This is a genomic window from Mycobacterium sp. DBP42 (assembly GCF_005924235.1).
In the GTDB taxonomy this organism is placed as follows: Bacteria; Actinomycetota; Actinomycetes; order Mycobacteriales; family Mycobacteriaceae; genus Mycobacterium; species Mycobacterium syngnathidarum.
In genome coordinates, this window is sequence record NZ_VCMY01000008.1 from 1 (window position 1) to 21,785 (window position 21,785).

The following is a 21,785-nucleotide window of genomic DNA, read 5'->3' on the forward strand; positions in this document are numbered from 1 at the left end:
AAACGCCTGTGGAGCCTCGGTAAGTCCTCCCAACACACGGGATGCGCGAGGCGATGAAGCAGGAAGCACCCCAACCGCGGCATAGCCGCACGGGAATCCCCGCCATTCATGGCGGGGAGCACGTCAAGTCAACGGATGCGTCGCGCGCGGATGGACAACGCCGACGATCACGCCCGCAACCCAAGCGCCCCGCCGGTTTATGAGTACCGGTGGAACGCAGACCGCTGGGAAACGAGCGGCGAATATCCGTACTTCTGTGATCGCAACGACCCTGGCAGCGCGGTACCGGCGAGGCGGTCGGATTACTGGATCCCGAACCCCGACGGCAGCTTCTTCGGCGAGCGCACCCTCGTCATCGGGGGAGCAGGGTGCCCGGGAGAGGGGCCGGGCACCCATCGTTTGCCGATCTCGCTGACGCCCGTCGACCGACCGTTGGACGGGCACGAGGGCACCCGATAAACAAAAAACCGCCCGTGAGGGCGGTTTTTGGAGCGGGCGACGGGAATCGAACCCGCGTAGCTAGTTTGGAAGACTAGGGCTCTACCATTGAGCTACGCCCGCATGTGCAGCACCAGCACTGTACCGGTGTGCCCCCGATCAAAGCCAATTGAATGCTCCGTGCTGTGACCACGTAGTATCTCGCGTGGTCCGTTCGTGGGTTTTACCGCAGCGGGATCGATCACCACCACGGGGTGTAGCGCAGCTTGGTAGCGCATCCGCTTTGGGAGCGGAAGGCCGCAGGTTCAAATCCTGTCACCCCGACTCGCCCGCGAGTACGAAGAACTACCTAGGAGCACAGAACAGTGAAGAGCACGGTCGAGCAGTTGAGCCCCACCCGGGTGCGCATCAATGTGGAGGTGCCCTTCACCGAGCTTGAACCCGATTTCGATCGCGCCTTCAAGGCGCTGGCCCAGCAGGTCCGTCTGCCCGGCTTCCGCCCGGGCAAGGCCCCGCGCAAGTTGCTGGAAGCCCGCGTCGGCCGCGGCGCCGTGCTGGAGCAGGTCGTCAACGACGCGCTGCCGAGCCGCTACAGCGAGGCCGTCACGGCCTCTGACGTCAAGCCGCTGGGTCAGCCTGAGATCGAGGTGACCAAGCTGGAGGACGGCCAGGAGCTGGCGTTCACCGCCGAGGTCGACGTGCGCCCCGAGATCACCCTGCCCGAGTTCGACGCGCTCAAGATCACCGTCGATCCGATCGAGGTCGATGATGAGGCCGTCGATGCCGAGCTGCAGTCGCTGCGTGCCCGTTTCGGCACCCTGACCGGCGTCGACCGTGGCGCGCAGGAAGGCGACTTCGTCTCGATCGACCTGTCGGCCACCGTCGACGGCACCGAGGTGCCCGAGGCCGCTACCGAGGGCCTGTCGCACGAGGTCGGTTCCGGTCAGCTGATCGAGGGCCTCGACGAGGCGATCACCGGCCTCAAGGCCGGCGAGTCCAAGGTCTTCACCACCAAGCTGGCCGCGGGCGAGCACGCCGGCAAGGACGCCGAGGTGACGGTGACCGTGAAATCGGTCAAGGAGCGCGAGCTGCCCGAGGCCGATGACGATTTCGCCCAGCTGGCAAGCGAATTCGACACCATCGACGAGCTCAAGGAGAGCCTGACCGACCAGGTGCGCCGGGTCCAGAGCGTGCAGCAGGCCGAGCAGATCCGCGACAAGGCGATCGAGGCGCTGCTGGAGCAGACCGAAGTTCCGTTGCCGGAGAAGATCGTTCAGGCCCAGATCGACGACACGCTGCACAACGCGATCCACAGCCTCGACCACGACGAGGACAAGTTCGCCGAGAAATTGGCCGAACAGGGCAGCAGCCGTGAGGAATTCGACGCCGAGAACAAGTCGAACGCCGAAAAAGCCGTCAAGACCCAGCTTTTGATGGACGCTGTCGCCGACAAGCTCGATATCGAGGTCGGCCAGAACGATCTCACCGAGCGCCTCGTGCTGATGTCGCGTCAGTACGGGATCGAGCCGCAGCAGCTGATCCAGATCCTGCAGCAGAACAACCAGCTGCCGGCCATGTTCGCCGACGTGCGTCGCGGTCTGACGATCGCCGCCGTGGTGCATGCGGCGACCGTGACCGACACCGACGGCACCGTGATCGACACCACGGAGTTCTTCGGTCCCGCCGAGGCTGCCGAAGCCGGGGCCGAGGGCGGGCAGACTGACGAGTCAGCCGAAACTGACACCGACGCCGCCGAATGACGCTGTGAGCGAACGCGCCCCCGTACGGGAGTGCGTGGCTCGCCAGTTTCGTTAGTGTCGTCAGTACCAACGCGTGAGAGAAAGCAGGTATCCAGTCGTGACTGACATGCGTTCGAACGGGAGCGGGTTCAGCCTCGTCGACTCCGTCTATGAGCGCTTGCTTGCCGAGCGGATCATTTTCCTGGGTTCCCAAGTGGACGACGACATCGCCAACAAGCTGTGCGCGCAGATCCTGTTGCTTTCGGCGGAGGATCCGACCAAGGACATCCACCTTTACATCAACTCGCCGGGCGGTTCGATCAGCGCCGGTATGGCCATCTACGACACGATGGTGCTGGCCCCGTGCGACATCGCCACCTACGCGATGGGCATGGCGGCCTCGATGGGTGAGTTCCTGCTGGCTGCCGGCACCAAGGGCAAGCGTTACGCCCTGCCGCACGCCCGGGTCCTGATGCACCAGCCTCTGGGCGGGGTCACCGGTAGCGCCGCGGACATCGCCATCCAGGCCGAACAGTTCCACGTCATCAAGAAGGAAATGTTCCGGCTCAACGCGGAGTTCACCGGGCAGACGATCGAGCGTATCGAGGCCGACTCCGACCGCGACCGCTGGTTCACCGCTCCGGAAGCCTTGGAATACGGGTTTGTCGACCACATCATCACCAGCGCCAACGTCAACGGCACCGGACCGGGAGCAGGACTAGACAAATGACCGACCACACTGATCCCCGCCTTCAGCCGCAGGCTCGCTACATCCTGCCGTCGTTCATCGAGCACAGCAGCTTCGGCGTCAAGGAATCCAACCCGTACAACAAGCTGTTCGAGGAACGCATCATCTTCCTCGGCGTGCAGGTGGACGATGCGTCGGCCAACGACATCATGGCCCAGTTGCTCGTGCTGGAGTCGCTGGATCCCGACCGCGACATCACCATGTACATCAATTCGCCCGGTGGCTCGTTCACCTCGCTGATGGCGATCTACGACACCATGCAGTACGTGCGCGCCGACATCCAGACGGTGTGCCTCGGGCAGGCCGCCTCGGCGGCCGCGGTCCTGCTGGCCGCCGGTACCCCCGGCAAGCGCCTGGCCCTGCCGAACGCCCGGGTGCTGATCCATCAGCCGTCGCTGTCCGGGGTGATCCAGGGCCAGTTCTCTGACCTGGAGATTCAGGCCGCCGAGATCGAGCGGATGCGCACCCTGATGGAGACCACGCTGGCCCGCCACACCGGCAAGGATCCCGAGGTCATCCGCAAGGACACCGACCGCGACAAGATCCTGACCGCAGAAGAGGCCAAGGATTACGGGATCATCGATACGGTCCTGGAATACCGCAAGCTGTCTGCGCAGAGCAGCTAGCGCCACCAGCGACAACCTCCGCACGATGACACACGCCCTGCCCGGCAACCCCGGTGCGGGGCGTATGTCGTCAAGAGGGAGGGCGGTCACCCCGCTGACCTGCGTCTGCGTCGGCGTGACCGTGCTCCCGGTATCGTCGACCGCGGCGAAAGCCACGTACCGACCACCTCGCTCGGCTATTCGTCCTCGCTTCGCGACGACACGCCAAGGTCACAGTCAGCGTGCCGACGGGTGCGGAGCCGCCAGGAGAGATATGTTCTCCTGCACATGAACAAATACCACCGGAGCGATTCGGCCTTATCGGTCGCACCGCGACGGAACGAACGGGTAGCGTCGGGTTTACGCCCGAGGTGACCCAGCAACTGGCGTAACGACAGACTGCTAACAGGAAGTAGGACCCCCCCACATGGCGCGCATTGGAGACGGCGGTGACCTGCTGAAGTGCTCGTTCTGCGGCAAGAGTCAAAAGCAGGTCAAAAAGCTCATTGCCGGCCCGGGCGTGTACATCTGCGACGAGTGCATCGATCTGTGCAACGAGATCATCGAGGAGGAACTCGCCGACGCTGACGACGTCAAGCTCGACGAGCTGCCCAAACCCGCGGAGATCCGGGACTTCCTCGAGGGTTACGTCATCGGTCAGGACACCGCGAAACGGACGCTGGCAGTGGCCGTCTACAACCACTACAAGCGGATCCAGGCGGGGGAGAAGTCACGCGATTCCCGCACTGAGCCGGTTGAGCTGACCAAGTCCAACATCCTGATGCTCGGCCCCACCGGCTGCGGCAAGACCTATCTGGCCCAGACCCTGGCCAAGATGCTCAACGTGCCGTTCGCCATCGCCGATGCCACCGCGCTGACCGAGGCCGGCTACGTGGGCGAGGACGTCGAGAACATCCTGCTCAAGCTGATCCAGGCCGCCGACTACGACGTAAAGCGTGCCGAGACGGGCATCATCTACATCGACGAGGTCGACAAGATCGCCCGCAAGAGCGAGAACCCGTCGATCACCCGCGACGTCTCCGGTGAGGGCGTGCAGCAGGCCCTGCTGAAGATCCTGGAAGGCACGCAGGCCTCGGTTCCGCCGCAGGGCGGCCGCAAGCATCCGCACCAGGAATTCATCCAGATCGACACCACCAACGTGCTGTTCATCGTGGCGGGTGCGTTCGCGGGCCTGGAGAAGATCGTCTCCGACCGGGTCGGCAAGCGCGGTCTGGGCTTCGGCGCCGAGGTGCGGTCCAAGGCCGAGATCGACACCCAGGACCACTTCGCCGAGGTGATGCCCGAGGACCTGATCAAGTTCGGTCTGATCCCCGAGTTCATCGGCCGCCTGCCGGTCGTGGCCTCGGTGACCAACCTGGACAAGGAGTCCTTGGTCAAGATTCTCTCCGAGCCGAAGAATGCCCTGGTCAAGCAGTACGTCCGGCTGTTCGAGATGGACGGCGTGGAGCTGGAGTTCACCGACGAGGCGTTGGAGGCGATCGCCGACCAGGCCATCCACCGCGGCACCGGTGCCCGTGGCCTGCGCGCCATCATGGAAGAAGTCCTGCTGCCGGTGATGTACGACATCCCCAGCCGTGACGACGTCGCCAAGGTGGTCGTCACCAAGGAAACCGTGCAGGACAACGTGCTGCCGACCATCGTGCCGCGTAAGCCGTCGCGTTCGGAGCGCCGCGACAAGAGCGCCTGAGCCCCTCGCGAGCAGACGCAAACTGCCCCTTTTCACTCGAAAAGGGGCAGTTTTGTGTCTGCGCGGCGGTTAGTTGGTGACCCGATCGGGACGGGCGTAGATGTTCATCGAGTCGCCGCGCAGGAAGGCCACCAGGGTCAGGCCGGATTGACTGGCCAGATCGACCGCCAACGACGACGGCGCCGACACCGCGGCCAGAATCGGAATGCCGGCCATCACGGCCTTCTGGGTGAGCTCGAACGAGGCCCGGCCGCTGACCAGAAGGACCGTGGCGGTCGACGGAATCCGGTTGTGCTCCAGTGCCCAGCCGATCACCTTGTCGACGGCGTTGTGCCTACCGATGTCCTCCCGGACCACGAGCATGTCGCCGTCGACGGTGAACAGTGCGGCGGCGTGCAGGCCGCCGGTGCTGTTGAAGACCTTTTGCGCATCCCGCAGTTGCGCGGGCATCGCCGAGAGCACAGTGGCGGCAACGGTCGACGGGTCGTCGCCGGGGCAGTGCTTGCTGGTCAACCGCACCGCTTCCAGCGAGGCCTTGCCACACACCCCGCACGACGAGGTGCTGTAGAAATTGCGGGTCACGTCCACTTCGGGCTTCGGGACATGCGAGGCCAAGGTCACGTCGAGGACGTTGTAGGTGTTGACCCCGTCGTCATCTGCGCCCCGGCAGTAGCGCACCGTGACCAGGTCCTCACGTTGCGCGATCAGTCCTTCGGTCAGCAGAAAGCCTTGGGCCAGTTCGATATCGGCGCCCGGGGTCCGCATCGTGACGGTGATCGGCGTGCCGTCGACCCGGATCTCCAGCGGCTCCTCGACCACCAGAGTTTCCGGGCGGGCTTCGGCGGTGCCACCGGTCAGGTGATGGGCGCGCCGGCGGGCGGTGACGCGGCCCACTAGGCCCGCTCCAACCGGATGACGACGGCCTTCGACACCGGTGTGTTCGATTTCTTCGCCGTGTGATCAAGCGGCACCAGCGGATTGGTCTCCGGGTAGTAAGCCGCGGCGTTGCCCTTCGGGGTGGAGTACTCGACGATCAGGAAGTCCTTCGCGCGGCGCTCCTGCCCGTCGAATTCCGAGACGAGATCGACCCGGTCGCCGGCGGCCAAGCCCAACGCGTCGAGATCCGCGGGGTTGACGAACACCACCCGGCGACCCCCCTTCACGCCGCGGTAGCGGTCATCGAGGCCGTAGATGGTGGTGTTGTACTGATCATGGCTGCGTAGCGTCTGCAGCACCAGCCGGCCCGGCGGCACCGGCACCCATTCCAGCGGCTGGACCGAGAAGTTGGCTTTACCTGTGGTGGTGCGGAATTCGCGGGAATCACGCGGTGGGTGCGGCAGCTGGAACCCGTCGGGCAGGCGCACCTTGCGGTTGTAGTCCTCGCAGCCGGGCACCACGTCGGCGATGGCGTCACGGATGCGGTCGTAGTCGGCGTTGAACTGTTCCCACGGCACCGGATGGTCTGGGCCCAGTAGTATCCGAGCCAGCTGGCAGACGATCGCCACCTCGCTGCGCAGGTGCTCGCTCGGTGGGGTCAGGCTGCCACGGGACAGGTGCACCATCGACATCGAATCCTCGACAGACACCATCTGTTTGCCGCCGGCCTGGAAATCCTTGTCGGTGCGGCCCAGCGTGGGCAGGATGAGCGCGGTGCGGCCGTGTACCAGGTGACTGCGGTTCAGCTTCGTCGAAATCTGAACGGTCAGAGCGCAACTGCGCAGTCCAGCCTCGGTCACCTCGGTATCAGGGGTGGCCGAGACGAAGTTGCCACCCATGCCGATGAACACCTTCGCGCGGCCGTCGCGCATGGCGCGGATCGCATCGACGGTGTCGTAACCGTGCTTGCGGGGGCTGACGATGCCGAACCGGTTGTCGAGCGCATCGAGAAACTTCTCCGGCATCTTCTCCCAGATGCCCATGGTGCGGTCGCCCTGCACGTTGGAGTGCCCACGCACCGGGCACACGCCCGCTCCCGGTTTGCCGATCATGCCGCGCATGAACAGGAGGTTGGTGGCCTCGCCGATGGTGGCCACGGCGTGGTGGTGTTGCGTCAGGCCCATGGCCCAGCAGATCACCGTGCGCTGCGAGGCGATCAGCATGTCGGCGACCCGGCGCAGCTGGGTTTCGTCGATACCGCTGGCCTCGGTCACCGTGGCCAGGTCGACTGCGCGCGTCTGACGGGCGTAGTCGTCGAAGCCCGCGCAATGGGCCTCGATGAACTCCCGGTCCAGCACCGTGCCCGGGGCCGCGTCCTCGGCTTCCAGCAGCAGCCGGCCCAGCCCGGCGAACAGCGCCATGTCCCCGCCGAGACGGATCTGCACGAACTCGTCGGCGATCGGGATTCCGTGCCCCACCACACCGCGTACCTTCTGCGGATCCTTGAACCGGATCAATCCGGCCTCGGGTAGCGGATTGATCGCAATAATCTTGGCGCCGTTGGCTTTTGCCTTCTCCAGCACCGACAGCATGCGGGGGTGGTTGGTGCCGGGATTCTGCCCGGCGATCAGGATCAGATCCGCCTCGGTGACATCCTCGACGGTGACCGAGCCTTTGCCGATGCCGATCGACTCGGTCAGCGCGGTGCCCGAGGACTCGTGGCACATGTTGGAACAGTCCGGCAGATTGTTGGTCCCGAAGCTGCGAACCATGAGCTGGTAGAGGAAAGCCGCTTCGTTGCTGGTGCGTCCCGAGGTGTAGAACAGTGCCTCGTCGGAGGAGGCCAACGCATTGAGATGTTCGGCGATCAACCGGTAGGCGTCGTCCCAATCGATGGGTCGGTAATGCGCTTCGCCCGGAGCGAGCATCACCGGCTGGGTCAGTCGGCCCTGCTGAGACAGCCAGTATTCGGGTTTGGTCTCGAGTTCGGCGATGGTGTGCCGGGCGAAGAACTCGGGTGTCACCACGCGTTTGGTGGCTTCCTCGGCGACCGCCTTCGCGCCGTTCTCGCAGAACTCGGCCAGCTTGCGGCCACCATGCTCCTCGGGCCAGGCGCAACCCGGGCAGTCGAACCCGTGGCGCTGGTTGAGTTTGGCCAACGCCGCGGCGGTGCGTAGCGGACCCATCTGCTCGAACCCGCGCTGCATGCTGACCAGGACTGCCTTGACACCGGCGGCCTCGTCTTCTGCGCCGGTGCTGATGACGTGGTGCTCGTCGTAATCGGCGTCGATGTCCTTGGCGCTGGTCATAAACCCAATCTAGTCCTCGAAAACCGCCGCGCCCCGCCGCTTGGCGGGCGCTGGTGGCCGCCCATCTCGAGCTCTGGGCCTTCCGGCTCAGCCCGGCTCTGCGGTCGGGGCCGGCTCGGCCTTGACCGGGGGTGTGGCGGCAGGGGTGCCGGGCGCTGACGGTGGCACGGATTGAGTCATCGTCTCGCCGAAGTGCATGGTGGGTTCGGCCGCCGGCACGGGCGTCTGGGAGGTGTTGCCGGCCTGGGCGGCCTGGAGCCCCAGCACTGTCATGACTGCGGCAGCTGCCACGCCGGCGGCACAGAGGAGCCGTTTTGTCCTCGAATCGATGCGCATCTCGGAAACCCCTTCGTCACTACATTGGCTATCTATGTGATTTGAATGCGGATCGGGCGCGTGGCATTCCACCCACGCATGTGTGTGATGTGGATCACAGTTCTGAGACGGCTGGGGAATTGCGCGGGGTCGGGGCGTGCGGTGATCGCCCTGACCGGGACACTTCATCCATGCCACGAGAGGTAGTCCCTGGGGTCACCGTGCTCGGCAACCTCGCGATCGACATCATCAACGGGGCGCCGCCGAGCCCGGGAGGATGCGCGTCCTTCGCCGGAGTGGCGCTGCAGGCCGCGGGCGGGCCGGGCCGGATCATCGCGATGGGCGCCGAACGCGACCACGCCCTTTTCGACGGGCTGCGGACACAGTTCGGGTCGTTGCTCCAGATCCTGCCCTCGGAACGGACGAGTTCGTTCAGTCTCGACTACGACGACACCGACCACCGGCACATGGGCGTGCGTGCGATCGGCCCGGTGTGGACTGCCGAGGACATCGAGGCGGCGGATCCGGCGACCACCTGGGTGCACCTCGCCCCGTTGCTCCGCACTGACTTCCCGGCCGAGACCCTGGCCGCGCTGGCGGCGCGTGGCCATCGGGTGTCCTATGACGGGCAGGGTTTGGTACGTGCGGACCGTTTGGGGCCACTGGTCGAGGATCGTCGTTTTCCCGCCGACCTGCTCGACGATGTCGACATCCTCAAGCTGGCCGAGGATGAGGCGGTGATCGTGGCCGACGGTCCTTTCGACACCTCGATCGCCCGGCAACTCGGCGTCGCGGAAATTCTGGTGACATACGGCTCCGAGGGGTGTGACATCTATGTCGAAGGTGCGGTGGAACGCGTACCGGCCGCATGGCGGGTGCTGGATGTCCAGACCACCGGGGCAGGCGACATGTTCACCGCCTGCTACGTCGCACACCGCGCGGTCGGCCACGATCCGCGGCGTGCCGCCGAGGCAGCCAGTGAGCTGGTGGCGGGGGAGTTGGACAGGCGGTTGCACACCGGAGCACCCGACCGGAGGTAGCCGCAGGTCGGCGGCTAAACTCGACAGGTGTCAAGAAGCTGCTTGCTGGTGCTAGCGGACAGCTACCGGTCGGTAGCTTTTCCTTAGAGAATGACATTCTCCTAAACGTGACGAAAACCACAGTTGTGTCTCAAAACCGGCTTCTTCACGCCCGCGAACAGCACCTTCGTCGAGAACCCACCCGCGTGTCGGGGGGCGACGCGGTGAAGTGCAGCCTAAGAGCAGTGCAATAATCGGTACTGGTAGTGACATCAAAATTCGTGTGGACGTTTGATCCGGCGGCGCGTCACGTGACAGCGGCCCGGAAAGACGTGGTCAAAGAACGTGTGAAAGGCGGTAGCCGTGGGTGAGAACGGCAACGGCAATGGCGCCGCGCCGCGGCAGAAGCTCGAGAAGGTCGTCATCCGCTTCGCCGGCGACTCCGGCGACGGTATGCAGCTGACCGGTGACCGCTTCACTTCTGAAGCAGCACTGTTCGGCAATGACTTGGCGACCCAGCCGAATTACCCGGCCGAGATCCGCGCGCCACAGGGCACCCTGCCCGGTGTGTCGTCGTTCCAGATCCAGATCGCCGACTACGACATCCTTACTGCCGGTGACCGTCCCGACGTGCTCGTCGCGATGAACCCGGCCGCACTCAAGGCCAACGTGTCGGATCTGCCCCGCGGCGGCCTGATCATCGCCAACTCCGATGAGTTCACCAAGCGCAACCTCGCCAAGGTCGGATACGACAGCAATCCGCTAGAGGATGACACGTTGTCCGACTACGTGGTGACGTCCGTCGCGATGACGACGCTCACCCTGGGCGCCGTCGAGGCGATCGGGGCCACGAAGAAGGACGGCCAGCGCGCCAAGAACATGTTCGCCCTCGGCTTGCTCTCGTGGATGTACGGCCGCGAACTCGAGCACAGCGAGGCCTTCATCCGGGAGAAGTTCTCCCGCAAGCCCGACGTGGCCGAGGCCAACGTTCTGGCGCTGAAGGCCGGCTGGAACTACGGCGAGACCACCGAGGCATTCGCCACGACCTATGAGGTGTCGCCGGCCAAGCTGAAGTCCGGTGAATACCGGCAGATCTCGGGTAACACCGCGCTGGCCTACGGCATCGTGGCCGCCGGACATCTGGCCCAGATCCAGGTGGTGCTGGGTACCTACCCGATCACCCCGGCCTCCGACATCCTGCACGAACTGTCGAAGCACAAGAACTTCAACGTGCTGACGTTCCAGGCCGAAGACGAGATCGCCGGCATCGGCGCCGCCATCGGCGCGTCCTACGGCGGCGCGCTCGGTGTCACCAGCACCTCGGGCCCCGGTGTCTCGCTCAAGTCCGAGGCCATCGGCCTGGCCGTGATGACCGAGCTGCCGCTGATCATCATCGACGTGCAGCGTGGCGGCCCGTCGACAGGTCTGCCGACCAAGACCGAGCAAGCCGACCTGCTGCAGGCGCTGTTCGGCCGCAACGGCGAGTCGCCGGTCGCGATCCTGGCCCCGAAGTCGCCGTCGGATTGCTTCGACATCGCCGTGGAGGCCTCGCGCATCGCAGTCGATTACCACACCCCGGTCATCATCCTGTCCGACGGAGCTGTGGCCAACGGCTCTGAGCCCTGGCAGATCCCGGACATCAGTACCTATCCGCCGATTGAGCACAACTTCGCCAAGTCGGGCGAACCGTTCGCTCCTTACGCGCGCGATCCCGAGACCCTGGCCCGCCAGTTCGCGGTGCCCGGCACCCCGGGGCTGGAGCACCGGATCGGTGGACTCGAGGCCGCCAACGGCTCGGGCAACATCTCGTACGAGCCGAAGAACCACGACCTCATGGTGCGGCTACGTCAGGAGAAGATCGCCGGCATCACGGTGCCGGACCTGGAGGTCGACGACCCCACCGGCGATGCCGAACTACTCATGCTGGGCTGGGGCAGCAGCTATGGGCCGATCGGTGAGGCGTGCCGACGGGCCCGCCGCAAGGGCATCAAGGTGGCCCAGACCCATCTGCGCCACCTCAACCCCTTCCCGGCCAACCTCGGGGAGGTGCTGCGCCGCTATCCGAAGGTGGTGGTGCCGGAGATGAACCTCGGCCAGTTGGCGCTGCTGCTGCGCGGTAAGTACCTGGTCGACGTCCAGTCGGTGACCAAGGTGGAGGGCATGGCCTTCCTCGCCGACGAGGTCGAGGGCATCATCGACGCGGCCCTGGACGGCACGCTCGGTGAGAAGGAAAACGACAAGGCGAAGTTCGCCCGGTTGGCGGCGGCCACCATTGAGGTTGAGGCGAGCGGTGTGGGAGCGAACGCATGACTGACCTGATCGGCACAGAGCACCACGACCTGGGGCTGACGCCCCTGAACAAGAACGCCCTGGTGCCCACCACCGACCAACCGCAGAAAGGCAAGGATTTCACCAGCGACCAGGAGGTTCGCTGGTGCCCGGGTTGCGGTGACTACGTCATCCTCAACACCATCCGCAACTTCCTGCCGGAGCTCGGCCTGAAGCGCGAGAACATCGCGTTCATCAGCGGTATCGGCTGCTCCAGCCGGTTCCCGTATTACCTGGAGACCTACGGCTTCCACTCGATCCACGGTCGCGCCCCGACTATCGCCACCGGCCTGGCGCTGGCCCGGCCCGATCTGTCGGTGTGGGTCGTCACTGGTGACGGGGACTCGCTGTCGATCGGTGGCAACCACCTGATCCATGCTCTGCGCCGCAACATCAACATCACGATCCTGCTGTTCAACAACCGGATCTACGGCCTCACCAAGGGCCAGTACTCGCCAACCTCCGAGGTCGGCAAGGTTACCAAGTCGACTCCGATGGGCTCGCTGGACTACCCGTTCAACCCGGTGTCGTTGGCGCTGGGTGCCGAGGCCACATTCGTCGGCCGAGCTCTGGACTCCGATCGCAAGGGCCTCTCCGAGGTGCTGCGCGGCGCGGCAGAGCACCGCGGTGCCGCGCTGGTGGAGATCATGCAGGACTGCCCGATCTTCAACGACGGGTCGTTCGATGCGCTCCGCAAGGAAGGCGCCGAGGAGCGGCTGATCAACGTCAGCCACGGGGAGCCGATCAAGTTCGGCACCGATGACGAGTACTGCGTGGTCAAGTCCGGGTACGGCTTGGAGGTCGCCAAGACCGCCGACGTCGCAGCCGAGGACATCGTGGTGCACAACGCCGAGATCGACGATCCTGCCTATGCTTTCGCACTGTCGCGGCTCAGTGAGCAGAACCTCGACCACATGGTGATGGGCATCTTCCGCAAGGTCAATCGGCCCACCTACGACGACGCCGCGCGCCAGCAGGTCAACACGGCGATCGAATCACGGCCCCATGACACCGCGGCTCTGCAATCCTTGCTGCGTGGCAAAGACACCTGGACAGTGGACTAGTAGCGCTGACCCGACCGAACCGAATCTGGGCACAGCCCCGCTCGCTGCGGTAGTTCTGGCGGGCGGGGCTTCGCGCCGTATGGGGCGCGACAAGGCGACGTTGCCGTTCGACGGCTCGACGATGGTGGAGCACGTGGTGGCCGCGGTAAGTGCGCGCTGTTCACCGGTTTTCGTCATCGCGGCACCCGGCCAGCCGCTGCCGGCACTGGGCGCCGAGGTACTGCGTGACGAGGTGCGCGGCGTCGGGCCGCTGGTGGCGACCGGCCGCGGGTTGCGTGCCGTCGCCGAGGCCGGGTTGGACCGCGCCTTCGTGTGCGCGGTGGACATGCCGTACCTGTCGGCGGACCTGATCGACACGCTGGCGAGCCATGCCGAGCGGTTACCTGCCGATATCGTGCTGCCGTGGGACGGCAGGGACCACTACCTGGCGGGGATCTACCGCAGTTCGCTCACCGGCCAGATCGCCGAGCTGGTGCGAGACGGGCGGCGCAGCATGCGGGCGTTGGCCGAGTCCGTGGATACGCAACGGATCGTGATGGCACCGCAGCGCGCACTGACCAACGTCAATACCGCCGCCGATCTGGCCGGAGCGTGAACTACGGGCCCGACGATGCTCAGCAAATTGCGAATTCGCTTTTAAACTGAGCGCAATTTACCGTTTCGAAATAATTGAGCTCCTTTTGAGCGCGATTTGGGCCCCGGGAAGCTGAGTGAATTCGGTCCACGTCATACCCGGGGGGACCGTGCCCGTACGCGAAAGTGACTGCTGTCCAATATCATTCGCCTTGTTTCGCTGCAGCGAAGTCCTTCCCGCTATTGGCCGGCGCAGGTGTTGAGTGCTTCTAATTTTGTGTCAAAATGCCGCTGACCGTTCTGTTTGTCGGACCAGGGCGATCCCACGGCTTGCCGTAGAGTTGGCCAGGCGGGCCGACGATTCTGTTTCAATCGTCCAGATATGTTGTGGCGCAGCATGTTTGCCTGGCCAGCTAACGAGCTCGAGCGTGACCATCGGGTAGGGGCGGGATCCGCGGGAGTGGCCCAGGGGGTGTTATATCCCTTGTGCTCCAAGGTGATTGAAGATTCTGCGCGATGCTGCGGGCCTGCCAGACGGCAGCGAACAGATTCCGGTGGAGCGGTGCGTAGTGACACTCGCCGATGGCATCTACCTGGGCCTTTCGTTGTCTCAAGCGTTGTTTGCCTCACGCATCGCGCACCAAGTAAGTGCGCCAGCTCACAAAAAGCACGTGATCTGCCTCACGATCCGTTTGCGCCGATCACGAAACGGTAACGCCGGCGGCTGGTCGCTGACCTGCATAAACGATTCGAACGACGTCCCGTTATCTGCTCGTGATCTTTCCGCTATCGCTCCGACGCCGATATGACTTCTCCCTGAGACCTTTGTACGGTCCAAAGCGACTCCACAGGGAGCAAATAATTTCAACACCAAGAACCTGCGTGTGAGTGGGGCCGCGGTGGCGATTACGCCCGACGCGGGGGCCTGGGCCTGAGCCCGGGCCAGGCACTGTGGCCCTCCCTTTCGTGCCTGACCGAGACGGCACGAACCAACCCCTCCGGCCTGATTCAGGCTTCGGCACCCGCCTAGGCGGGTGCCGATGGCGCGCGCTTGGCGAAAGGAAAGAAGTGAAGAACATCCGCAAGACGTTTGGGCTGGGCATCATCGCCGGAGCGCTCACTGTGGCTCCCGTGGCATTGGGTGCCGGTACCGCCAATGCGGACAGCGTCAACTGGGACGCCGTCGCTGCCTGCGAGTCGGGTGGCAACTGGGCGATCAACACCGGTAACGGCTACTACGGTGGCCTGCAGTTCACGATGGGCACCTGGCGCTCCAACGGCGGCTCCGGCTCGCCGCACCAGGCCTCGCGTGCCGAGCAGATCCGCGTCGCCGAGAACGTGCTGCGCAGCCAGGGCATCGGCGCCTGGCCGGTGTGCGGCAAGCGCGGCTAGGACTGGCGCAGAGCCAACCACAACTTGATATGAAGCGGTGTCGGGCCTTCGGCCCGGCACCGCTTCTGTTTCATCAGAGAGCCCTCCGGTTACTCCAGTCCCGGGAACCTCCGAAAAAAACTTCCGTCCCGTCTGTAACGGGTGACGTGGGTCACACGAACCCATTAGTGACCGCACAGTTGCACGAACGTGATCGGCATCTGCCGTGGTCCTTGGTGTCAAAGGTCGGGGAAGGACCACGAGATGACCAAACGAAAGGCGTTGACCAGGGCTTTCTGGCTATCGGCGATGTCGGCGGGGCTCATGCTGGCACCCGCGCTCGCCACCTCGGCGACGGCTGGTGCCGACACGGTGAACTGGGATGCGATCGCAGCCTGCGAATCAGGCGGCAATTGGTCCACCGACACCGGTAACGGGCACTACGGCGGCCTACAGTTCAAGCCCACCACCTGGGCCTCGCACGGCGGCGTCGGATCGCCCGCTTCCGCGTCCCGTGAGGAGCAGATACGGGTGGCCGAGAACGTCTTGGCCAGCCAGGGGATCAGGGCCTGGCCCAAGTGCGGGGCCCGTGGCGGAATGCCGGCGGGCTGGGCCGCGCCGAGTGCACCGACAGGTTGCCAGGCCGTGCGCCCGGGCGCGGTGCTCGGCATCTTCGACTTGCGCCGGATCTGCTCGACGTTCCTGGACCCCCTGGGAGCTTTCGGCGTTCCGCGCTGAGTCCGCACCGAGTCAGCGCACCGGGGTGAATGCCCCGCGGCCGGCGATCGAGGCCAGGTGCCGGGTCAACACCCACTCGGGCATCAGCACGGAAGCTCGGGTGGCCGCGGCGCTCAGTGCCGACGGACGCAGGTTCACCAGCCGGCCGATCAATTCCGCCTCCTGGACGATCTTTTTGACCCGCCGGCGACGTATCGCCGCGAACCGGGAGAACGCGCTACCCAGATCCGGCCCTCTGGCCGCGAGAGCCGCCAGGATGGCGGCGTCCTCCAGCCCCTGGCAACCGCCCTGGCCCAGATGTGGGCGCATGGGGTGGGCGGCATCGCCGGCGATCACCGCGGGACCGCGGGCCCAGACGCGGGCGGGCGCACGGTCGTAGAGATCGTTCCGGAGTACCTGATCGGGATCGGTCGTGGCCAGCAGTGTCGGGATCGGTTCCGACCATTCGGAAAAGCGCCTCTTGAGGTGCGCCAGCTCGCCGTCGGGACTGGTCTGGCCCCGTGGCGCACGCTGGGTGGCGAACCAATATGTGTGGTCGGAGCCGAGCGGTACGTGTCCGACCTGGGAGCCGGCGCCCAGGGTTTCACCCGACAGATCTGGATCGAGCGGGCATGCGGCGACCGCGCGCCAAGCCGTGTAGCCCGTGTAGCGGCGAGACAGTGGACCATTCAGGTGCCGTGCCACGACGGAGTCGACACCGTCGGCGCCGACCAGGCCGGCCGCTTCGCGGATGCTGCCGTCGGTGAACGTGACCCGCACGTCCGAGGTGCCGATGTCGACCTTGTCGGCCGTGAGTTCGTACTGCACGGTGCCGGGTGCGAGTGCGCCGGTGAGGATTTCGGTCAGGGTGGCGCGTCTGATCACCACCAGCGGTTCGCCCAGCGCGTGCGTGAACCGTTGCGGTGCCGGCCGACGCAACCACGCCCCGCCTGCACGACGCAGCGCACCGGTGGCGACCCGGCCGCCCGCACCGCGCACCTGATCGCCGAGGCCGATCTCATCGAGGGCGGCCAGCGCGTTGGGCCAAAGGCTGATCCCGGCGCCGAGGGCGACAGCGCGGCGAGCCTCGACCACGCCTACGTCGAACCCCTGCTGCTGCAGTGCGACTGCGGTCGCCAGGCCGGTGATACCCGCGCCGATGACCAGTACGGACGTTGCCATCATTCGAATCTAGTCGGGCCGCTGAGGTGACTCACCGCAACCAGACTCGGGATCGGTAGCCTTCCAGCGTCTGCACAGTGATTGCACAGACTCCCCCCGCCGAATGGTCGGGATACAACGATGGAGAGGACCCGATGAAACTCACCCGCTTCGGTGCTGCGCTCGGCGCAGCCGCCTTGGCTGCATCCGCATTGAGTGGCTGTTCGAAGGTGACCGAGATCAGGGACGCGGCCGCCGGGGCAGCCGAGAAGGTCGTGACGTCGGGGACCGAGAAGATCACCGAAGCGGTCTCGGGCAACCTGTTCACCGCAGAGGGTATCGACAACGCCTGTGCGGCCATCGCGGAAAAGGTCGGCGCCAACCCGATGCAGGTGGTCGACATCGTGATCACGCCGGGAGTGCTCAAGGTGGAGGCCATCGACCCGAACGCCCCGACCGAGTTGAACGAATGGAGTTACACCTCGGGCGCCGTCGCACCATCTCGCCCGATCGACTATGACGACGACACCGAGGCGCTGCAGCAGAATCTGTTCTCCACCTCCGACGTGCCCAGCAGTGCGATCGCCGCGGCGATCGACGGCGCCGTGGCGGCCAGCGAGATTCCCGACGGCAAGGTCCAGACGGTGAGTATCAAGCGCAACATCCCGTTCGACGAGAACGTGATCCTGTTCATCAACGTCCAGGGAGAGCGCAGCAGCAAGCAGGTGCGGGCCGACGTCAGCGGGCAGGTCACCGAAGTGGTGTAACTGACCGACGTCCTGCGGCCCGTACCGGACTCCGGTGCGGGCCGCGCCGTTACGGTGGGGAGCCATGACGGTGTTCGATGATCTCGATGACTACCTCGCATTGCCCCGGGTGTCAGGTCTGGCGATGTCCCCAGATGGCTCGCGGCTGGTCACGACGGTCAGCACACTCAACGAAAAGCGAAATGAGTTCCTCAGCGCCATATGGGAATTGGATCCCGCCGGCGTCGAACCCGCGCGCCGGCTGACCCATGGGGCCACGGGGGAGTCGGCGCCGGTGTTCACCGCCGGGGGCGACGTGTTGTTCCTCGCGGCGCGCCCCGGCGAGGACGGCGACAAACCGCCGACCGCCCTGTGGCGCCTACCCGCCACCGGCGGAGAGGCATTCGAGGTACTGACGATGCCCGGCGGTGTCACCCGTATGTCCAGTGCCCGGGCCGCCGAGGTCACCGTGGTGGCCGCGCCGCTGCTGTCGTCGTCATCGGACATCGATGACGACAAGACGCGGCGCGAGGCCCGCAAGCAGAACAAGGTGTCGGCGATCCTGCACACCGGCTATCCGGTCCGATACTGGGACCACGACCTCGGCCCCGACCAACTCCACCTCTTCGATGCCGACGCCACAAGGGATCTGACCACAGGCCCGGGTGCGGCGTTGTGTGAGACCTCATTCGACCTCAGTGCCGACGGTGACTTCGTGGTGACCTCCTGGCGGGTCTCGGGCCCCGGCGCAGCGGTGCGGGTGGCCCTGGTACGAATCGACCGGGCGACCGGGGAGCGTGCCACGATCGCCGAGGAACCCGGGGCGGATTTGGAGCACCCGGCCATCGCCCCCGACGGCCATGCCGTGGCCTTCACGAGGGAAACCCACTCCACTCCGACCTCGCCGCCCCGGATCACACTGTGCTGCATGCGGTTCGGAGCCGAACCGGTGGAGCTGACCGGCGGCTGGGACCGCTGGCCCTCATCGGTGGCCTGGGCGGCGGATTCGTCGGCGCTGATCGTGACGGCCGACGACGGTGGCCGTGGCCCGATCTTCTCCGTCGATCCCGCCTCCGGCACGGTCACCCGGTTGACCGATGACGACTTCGCCTACACCGACGTGCGCCCCGCACCCGGCGGGGTGATCTATGCGTTGCGCAGCTCGTACTCCGCGCCACCGCATCCGGTCCGCATCGATCGGGACGGCACCGTCACCGCGCTGCCGTGCCTGGAGATGCCCGAGCTGCCGGGCACCCTCACCGAGGTGACCGCGACCGCCGCCGACGGCACGCCGGTCCGGTCTTGGCTCACCTTGCCCGACGGTGACGAAGCGGCTCCGTTGGTGTTGTGGATCCACGGCGGGCCGCTGGGAAGCTGGAACAGCTGGCACTGGCGGTGGAATCCGTGGCTGCTCACCGCCCAGGGCTACGCGGTACTGATGCCGGATCCGGGACTGTCCACCGGATACGGCCAGGACTTCATCGCACGGGGTTGGGGTGCCTGGGGTGACGACCCCTATACCGACCTGATGGCGGCGACGGATGCCGCAGGCGAACATCCGCGCATCGATGCGTCGCGCACCGCTGCGATGGGTGGATCGTTCGGCGGCTACATGGCCAATTGGATCGCCGGACACACCGATCGATTCGATGCCATCGTCACGCATGCCAGCCTGTGGGCACTGGACCAGTTCGGCCCCACCACCGACGGCGCGTACTGGTGGGCCCGCGAGATGACACCTGAGATGGCCCAGCACAATTCACCGCACCGGTTCGTCGGTGAGATCACCACCCCGATGTTGGTGATCCACGGGGACAAGGATTATCGCGTGCCGATCGGGGAGGCATTGCGGCTGTGGTTCGAACTACTGACGTACTCGGGGTTGCCCGCCGACGAGAACGGCGAGAGCCCGCACCGGTTCCTGTATTACCCGACGGAGAACCACTGGGTGCTCTCGCCCCAGCACGCCAAGCTCTGGTACCAGGTGGTGACCGCATTCCTGGGTGAGCACCTGAGGGATGAACCGGTGCAGCTGCCCGAACTGCTCGGGTAGCGTCGAGATCGTGACGCAGCGTGAGTTTGATCTGGTGCTGTACGGCGCCACTGGTTTCGCCGGAAAACTGACCGCCGAATACCTGGCCAGAGCCGGGGGAGCGGCCCGGATCGCCCTGGCCGGCCGTTCCGAGGAGCGGTTGCGGGCGGTCCGTGACGGGCTGGGGGCCGGCGCGCAGTCGTGGCCGCTGGTGACCGCCGACGCCACCTCCCAGGCCTCGCTCGATGCGATGGCGGCCCGCACCCAGGTCGTGGTGACGACGGTGGGCCCCTACGCCCGCTACGGCATGCCGTTGGTCGCGGCCTGCGCCGCCGCCGGAACCGACTACGCCGATCTCACCGGTGAGACGACGTTCATCCGCGACAGCATCGACCTGCATCACAAGCAGGCGGTCGACACGGGCGCGCGCATCGTGCATTCGTGCGGATTCGATTCGGTGCCATCCGATCTCACGGTGTACGCGCTCCATCGGCAAGCCGTCGCAGACGGTGCCGGAGAGCTCGGCGACACCAACCTGGTGGTACGCAGCTTCGCCGGTGGCGTGTCTGGCGGCACCGTCGCCTCGATGCTCGAACTGCTCGACACGCTGTCGTCGGATCCCGAGGCCCGCGCCCTGATGAATGATCCGTACACCCTGAGCCCCGACCGCGGGGCCGAGCCCGAACTCGGCGCTCAGCCCGACGTGCGGTGGCGCCGCGGCGGTGAGATCGCCCCCGAGCTGGCCGGCTACTGGACCGGCGCGTTTGCCATGGCCGCCCCGAACACCCGAATCGTGCGCCGTAGCAACGCATTACTGAACTATGCCTACGGACGCCGCTTCGAATACGCCGAGCAGATGAGTCTGGGACGCTCGGTTGCCGCGCCATTGGCTGCCGCAGCGGTGACGGGTGCGAACGCCTTCACGCTCGGGGTGGGCGGCCGGTACTTCAACCGGTTGCCCGGCGGTTTCGTCTCGAAGCTGGCGCCCAAACCGGGAACCGGCCCCAGCGAACGTGCCCGCGAGCGTGGGCACTACCGCGTCGAGACATACACCACCACGGCATCGGGCGCACGGTACGTGACGAGCATGGCTCAGCAAGGTGATCCCGGATACAAGTCGACCGCGGTGTTGCTCGGCGAGTGCGGGCTCGCGCTGGCAACCGACCGCGACGCCCTGTCGGACCGGCGCGGCGTGCTGACACCGGTGGCCGCGATGGGGGATGTGCTCCTCACCCGGCTACCGGCCGCGGGCGTGTCGCTGGAGACCACCGCGCTGACCTGAGCTGCCGCAACATGAATGGATCGGCCTGCGTCGAAGACCTGTGGGACAAGATCACATTCGACTAGTGTCGATGCCGAGGACTTCCAGTACGCCAGCAACGAAGATGGGATGAACAATGGCCGGTCTCGACGAACTTTTCGCTCAGATCCCCGTGGCGGATATCGCCAACAAGCTCGGCGCAGATGAAGGCGAGGTGGACGCTGCCATCAAGACCCTGGTTCCGGCCCTGGTCGGCGGCGTCGCGGAGAATGTCCAGGCGGACAACATCGATTCGAGTGACCTTGAGTCGACGGTCACCGCAAAGGGCGCCAGTGGCCTGCTCGACGGCGGTGTGAGCGTCGATCAGGTCGACGCCAACGAGGGCAACCAGATCGTCTCGAAGATCTTCGGTGGCAACGACAGCAATCAGGTCGCGTCCGCGCTGGCCGGTACCGACGCCGGCGGCAGTGGGTTGATCAAGCAGCTGCTGCCGATCCTGGCGCCGATCGTGCTGGCCTACATCGGCAAGCAGTTCGCCCAGAAGAATGCGCCGGCACAGTCGGCCCCGCAGCCCCAGGCTTCCGGTGGCGGGCTCGGGGACGTCCTCGGCAGCATCCTGGGCGGTGCGGTCGGCGGCGGTGGTGCGGCCGCAAACAACCCGCTCGGCAGCATCCTGGGCAGTGTTCTCGGCGGCGGTGGCGGCCAGAACAATGCCATCGGTGAGATCCTCGGTGGCCTGCTCGGCGGCAGGAAGTAGCCCCGCCCGCAAGCCGGC

At 65.8% G+C, this 21,785-nt stretch carries 17 protein-coding genes, 2 tRNA genes and 3 pseudogenes; 17 read left to right on the forward strand and 5 right to left on the reverse strand.

What is annotated here, in order from left to right:
- Positions 1 to 177 precede the first annotated feature (177 nt).
- Positions 178 to 459 (forward strand): annotated as a pseudogene (locus tag E0T84_RS10885) (hypothetical protein); the annotation flags it as partial.
- A gap of 28 nt (positions 460 to 487) precedes the next feature.
- Here the strand turns inward: E0T84_RS10885 and E0T84_RS10890 are convergent.
- A tRNA-Gly gene (locus E0T84_RS10890) sits at positions 488 to 561 on the reverse strand.
- A gap of 127 nt (positions 562 to 688) precedes the next feature.
- Here E0T84_RS10890 and E0T84_RS10895 point away from each other — a divergent pair.
- From E0T84_RS10895 to clpX, 5 genes are all read left to right on the forward strand, one after another.
- Positions 689 to 762, forward strand: a tRNA-Pro gene (locus E0T84_RS10895).
- A 41-nt stretch (positions 763 to 803) separates the two neighbouring features.
- On the forward strand, positions 804 to 2,198 hold the full coding sequence (gene tig / locus E0T84_RS10900; RefSeq protein ID WP_138744474.1) for a trigger factor: 1,395 nt from the start codon (positions 804 to 806) through the stop codon (positions 2,196 to 2,198).
- A 106-nt stretch (positions 2,199 to 2,304) separates the two neighbouring features.
- A complete protein-coding gene (locus E0T84_RS10905) occupies positions 2,305 to 2,907 on the forward strand; it encodes an ATP-dependent Clp protease proteolytic subunit (protein WP_070189022.1) in 603 nt (200 codons plus the stop codon).
- Complete coding sequence (gene clpP2, locus E0T84_RS10910) at positions 2,904 to 3,551, forward strand: ATP-dependent CLP protease proteolytic subunit ClpP2 (RefSeq protein WP_070189023.1); 648 nt, start codon at positions 2,904 to 2,906, stop codon at positions 3,549 to 3,551. The genes E0T84_RS10905 and clpP2 overlap by 4 nt, the downstream gene beginning before the upstream one ends.
- Positions 3,552 to 3,957: 406 nt before the next feature.
- Complete coding sequence (clpX, locus tag E0T84_RS10915; protein ID WP_070189024.1) at positions 3,958 to 5,238, forward strand: ATP-dependent Clp protease ATP-binding subunit ClpX; 1,281 nt, start codon at positions 3,958 to 3,960, stop codon at positions 5,236 to 5,238.
- A gap of 69 nt (positions 5,239 to 5,307) precedes the next feature.
- Here the strand turns inward: clpX and fdhD are convergent, their stop codons facing one another.
- The 3 genes from fdhD to E0T84_RS10930 form a co-directional block, all read right to left on the reverse strand.
- Complete coding sequence (gene fdhD / locus E0T84_RS10920; protein WP_070943484.1) at positions 5,308 to 6,132, reverse strand: formate dehydrogenase accessory sulfurtransferase FdhD; 825 nt, start codon at positions 6,130 to 6,132, stop codon at positions 5,308 to 5,310.
- Positions 6,132 to 8,423, reverse strand: a complete 2,292-nt coding sequence (locus E0T84_RS10925) for an FdhF/YdeP family oxidoreductase (RefSeq protein ID WP_138744475.1) — start codon at positions 8,421 to 8,423, stop codon at positions 6,132 to 6,134. The genes fdhD and E0T84_RS10925 overlap by 1 nt, the downstream gene beginning before the upstream one ends.
- 87 nt (positions 8,424 to 8,510) lie before the next feature.
- The gene (locus tag E0T84_RS10930; protein WP_131823175.1) at positions 8,511 to 8,696 is read right to left on the reverse strand and encodes a hypothetical protein; all 186 of its coding nucleotides are present in this window, start codon (positions 8,694 to 8,696) and stop codon (positions 8,511 to 8,513) included.
- Positions 8,697 to 8,929: 233 nt separating this feature from the next.
- On the opposite strand from E0T84_RS10930, the gene E0T84_RS10935 reads away from it, so the two are divergent.
- From E0T84_RS10935 to E0T84_RS32695, 7 genes and pseudogenes are all read left to right on the forward strand, one after another.
- The gene (locus E0T84_RS10935; RefSeq protein ID WP_138744476.1) at positions 8,930 to 9,778 is read left to right on the forward strand and encodes a carbohydrate kinase family protein; all 849 of its coding nucleotides are present in this window, start codon (positions 8,930 to 8,932) and stop codon (positions 9,776 to 9,778) included.
- Between the two features lie 342 nt (positions 9,779 to 10,120).
- Positions 10,121 to 12,067 (forward strand): 2-oxoacid:acceptor oxidoreductase subunit alpha, encoded by a 1,947-nt coding sequence (locus tag E0T84_RS10940; RefSeq protein ID WP_070189028.1) that lies wholly within the window; start codon positions 10,121 to 10,123, stop codon positions 12,065 to 12,067.
- Positions 12,064 to 13,149, forward strand: a complete 1,086-nt coding sequence (locus tag E0T84_RS10945; RefSeq protein ID WP_070189029.1) for a 2-oxoacid:ferredoxin oxidoreductase subunit beta — start codon at positions 12,064 to 12,066, stop codon at positions 13,147 to 13,149. Before E0T84_RS10940 ends, E0T84_RS10945 begins: the two co-directional genes overlap by 4 nt.
- 25 nt (positions 13,150 to 13,174) lie before the next feature.
- Positions 13,175 to 13,744 (forward strand): molybdenum cofactor guanylyltransferase, encoded by a 570-nt coding sequence (mobA, locus tag E0T84_RS10950; RefSeq protein WP_138744520.1) that lies wholly within the window; start codon positions 13,175 to 13,177, stop codon positions 13,742 to 13,744.
- 478 nt (positions 13,745 to 14,222) lie between these two features.
- Complete coding sequence (locus E0T84_RS10955; RefSeq protein WP_138744477.1) at positions 14,223 to 14,531, forward strand: hypothetical protein; 309 nt, start codon at positions 14,223 to 14,225, stop codon at positions 14,529 to 14,531.
- 349 nt (positions 14,532 to 14,880) lie between these two features.
- A pseudogene (locus tag E0T84_RS10960) lies at positions 14,881 to 15,114 on the forward strand (transglycosylase family protein); the annotation flags it as partial.
- A gap of 342 nt (positions 15,115 to 15,456) precedes the next feature.
- Positions 15,457 to 15,687, forward strand: a pseudogene (locus tag E0T84_RS32695) (transglycosylase family protein); the annotation flags it as partial.
- Between the two features lie 156 nt (positions 15,688 to 15,843).
- Here the strand turns inward: E0T84_RS32695 and E0T84_RS10970 are convergent.
- Positions 15,844 to 16,992: an FAD-dependent oxidoreductase gene (locus tag E0T84_RS10970; RefSeq protein ID WP_138744478.1), complete on the reverse strand. Its 1,149-nt coding sequence runs from the start codon at positions 16,990 to 16,992 to the stop codon at positions 15,844 to 15,846.
- Positions 16,993 to 17,126: 134 nt separating this feature from the next.
- Between E0T84_RS10970 and E0T84_RS10975 the strand changes: the two genes are divergently transcribed.
- The 4 genes from E0T84_RS10975 (at position 17,127) to E0T84_RS10990 (ending at position 21,767) form a co-directional block, all read left to right on the forward strand.
- Positions 17,127 to 17,738: a hypothetical protein gene (locus E0T84_RS10975; protein ID WP_070189033.1), complete on the forward strand. Its 612-nt coding sequence runs from the start codon at positions 17,127 to 17,129 to the stop codon at positions 17,736 to 17,738.
- Positions 17,739 to 17,802: 64 nt separating this feature from the next.
- Positions 17,803 to 19,770 carry a S9 family peptidase gene (locus E0T84_RS10980; protein WP_138744479.1) on the forward strand — a complete coding sequence of 656 codons (1,968 nt, stop codon included), beginning with the start codon at positions 17,803 to 17,805 and terminating at the stop codon, positions 19,768 to 19,770.
- A complete protein-coding gene (locus tag E0T84_RS10985; RefSeq protein WP_165617714.1) occupies positions 19,736 to 21,031 on the forward strand; it encodes a trans-acting enoyl reductase family protein in 1,296 nt (431 codons plus the stop codon). Before E0T84_RS10980 ends, E0T84_RS10985 begins: the two co-directional genes overlap by 35 nt.
- Positions 21,032 to 21,146: 115 nt before the next feature.
- Positions 21,147 to 21,767 carry a DUF937 domain-containing protein gene (locus tag E0T84_RS10990; protein ID WP_070189035.1) on the forward strand — a complete coding sequence of 207 codons (621 nt, stop codon included), beginning with the start codon at positions 21,147 to 21,149 and terminating at the stop codon, positions 21,765 to 21,767.
- The last annotated feature ends 18 nt before the right edge of the window (positions 21,768 to 21,785 follow it).

Coding starts and splice junctions, on each gene's coding strand:
- E0T84_RS10975 (WP_070189033.1), top strand. CDS start 17,127: ATGAAACTCACCCGCTTCGGTGCTGCGCTCGGCGCAGCCGCCTTGGCT.
- E0T84_RS10970 (WP_138744478.1), bottom strand. CDS start 16,992: ATGGCAACGTCCGTACTGGTCATCGGCGCGGGTATCACCGGCCTGGCG.
- clpP2 (WP_070189023.1), top strand. CDS start 2,904: ATGACCGACCACACTGATCCCCGCCTTCAGCCGCAGGCTCGCTACATC.
- E0T84_RS10945 (WP_070189029.1), top strand. CDS start 12,064: ATGACTGACCTGATCGGCACAGAGCACCACGACCTGGGGCTGACGCCC.
- E0T84_RS10935 (WP_138744476.1), top strand. CDS start 8,930: ATGCCACGAGAGGTAGTCCCTGGGGTCACCGTGCTCGGCAACCTCGCG.
- E0T84_RS10905 (WP_070189022.1), top strand. CDS start 2,305: ATGCGTTCGAACGGGAGCGGGTTCAGCCTCGTCGACTCCGTCTATGAG.
- E0T84_RS10925 (WP_138744475.1), bottom strand. CDS start 8,423: ATGACCAGCGCCAAGGACATCGACGCCGATTACGACGAGCACCACGTC.
- E0T84_RS10985 (WP_165617714.1), top strand. CDS start 19,736: ATGAACCGGTGCAGCTGCCCGAACTGCTCGGGTAGCGTCGAGATCGTG.
- E0T84_RS10930 (WP_131823175.1), bottom strand. CDS start 8,696: ATGACAGTGCTGGGGCTCCAGGCCGCCCAGGCCGGCAACACCTCCCAG.
- clpX (WP_070189024.1), top strand. CDS start 3,958: ATGGCGCGCATTGGAGACGGCGGTGACCTGCTGAAGTGCTCGTTCTGC.
- E0T84_RS10990 (WP_070189035.1), top strand. CDS start 21,147: ATGGCCGGTCTCGACGAACTTTTCGCTCAGATCCCCGTGGCGGATATC.
- E0T84_RS10980 (WP_138744479.1), top strand. CDS start 17,803: ATGACGGTGTTCGATGATCTCGATGACTACCTCGCATTGCCCCGGGTG.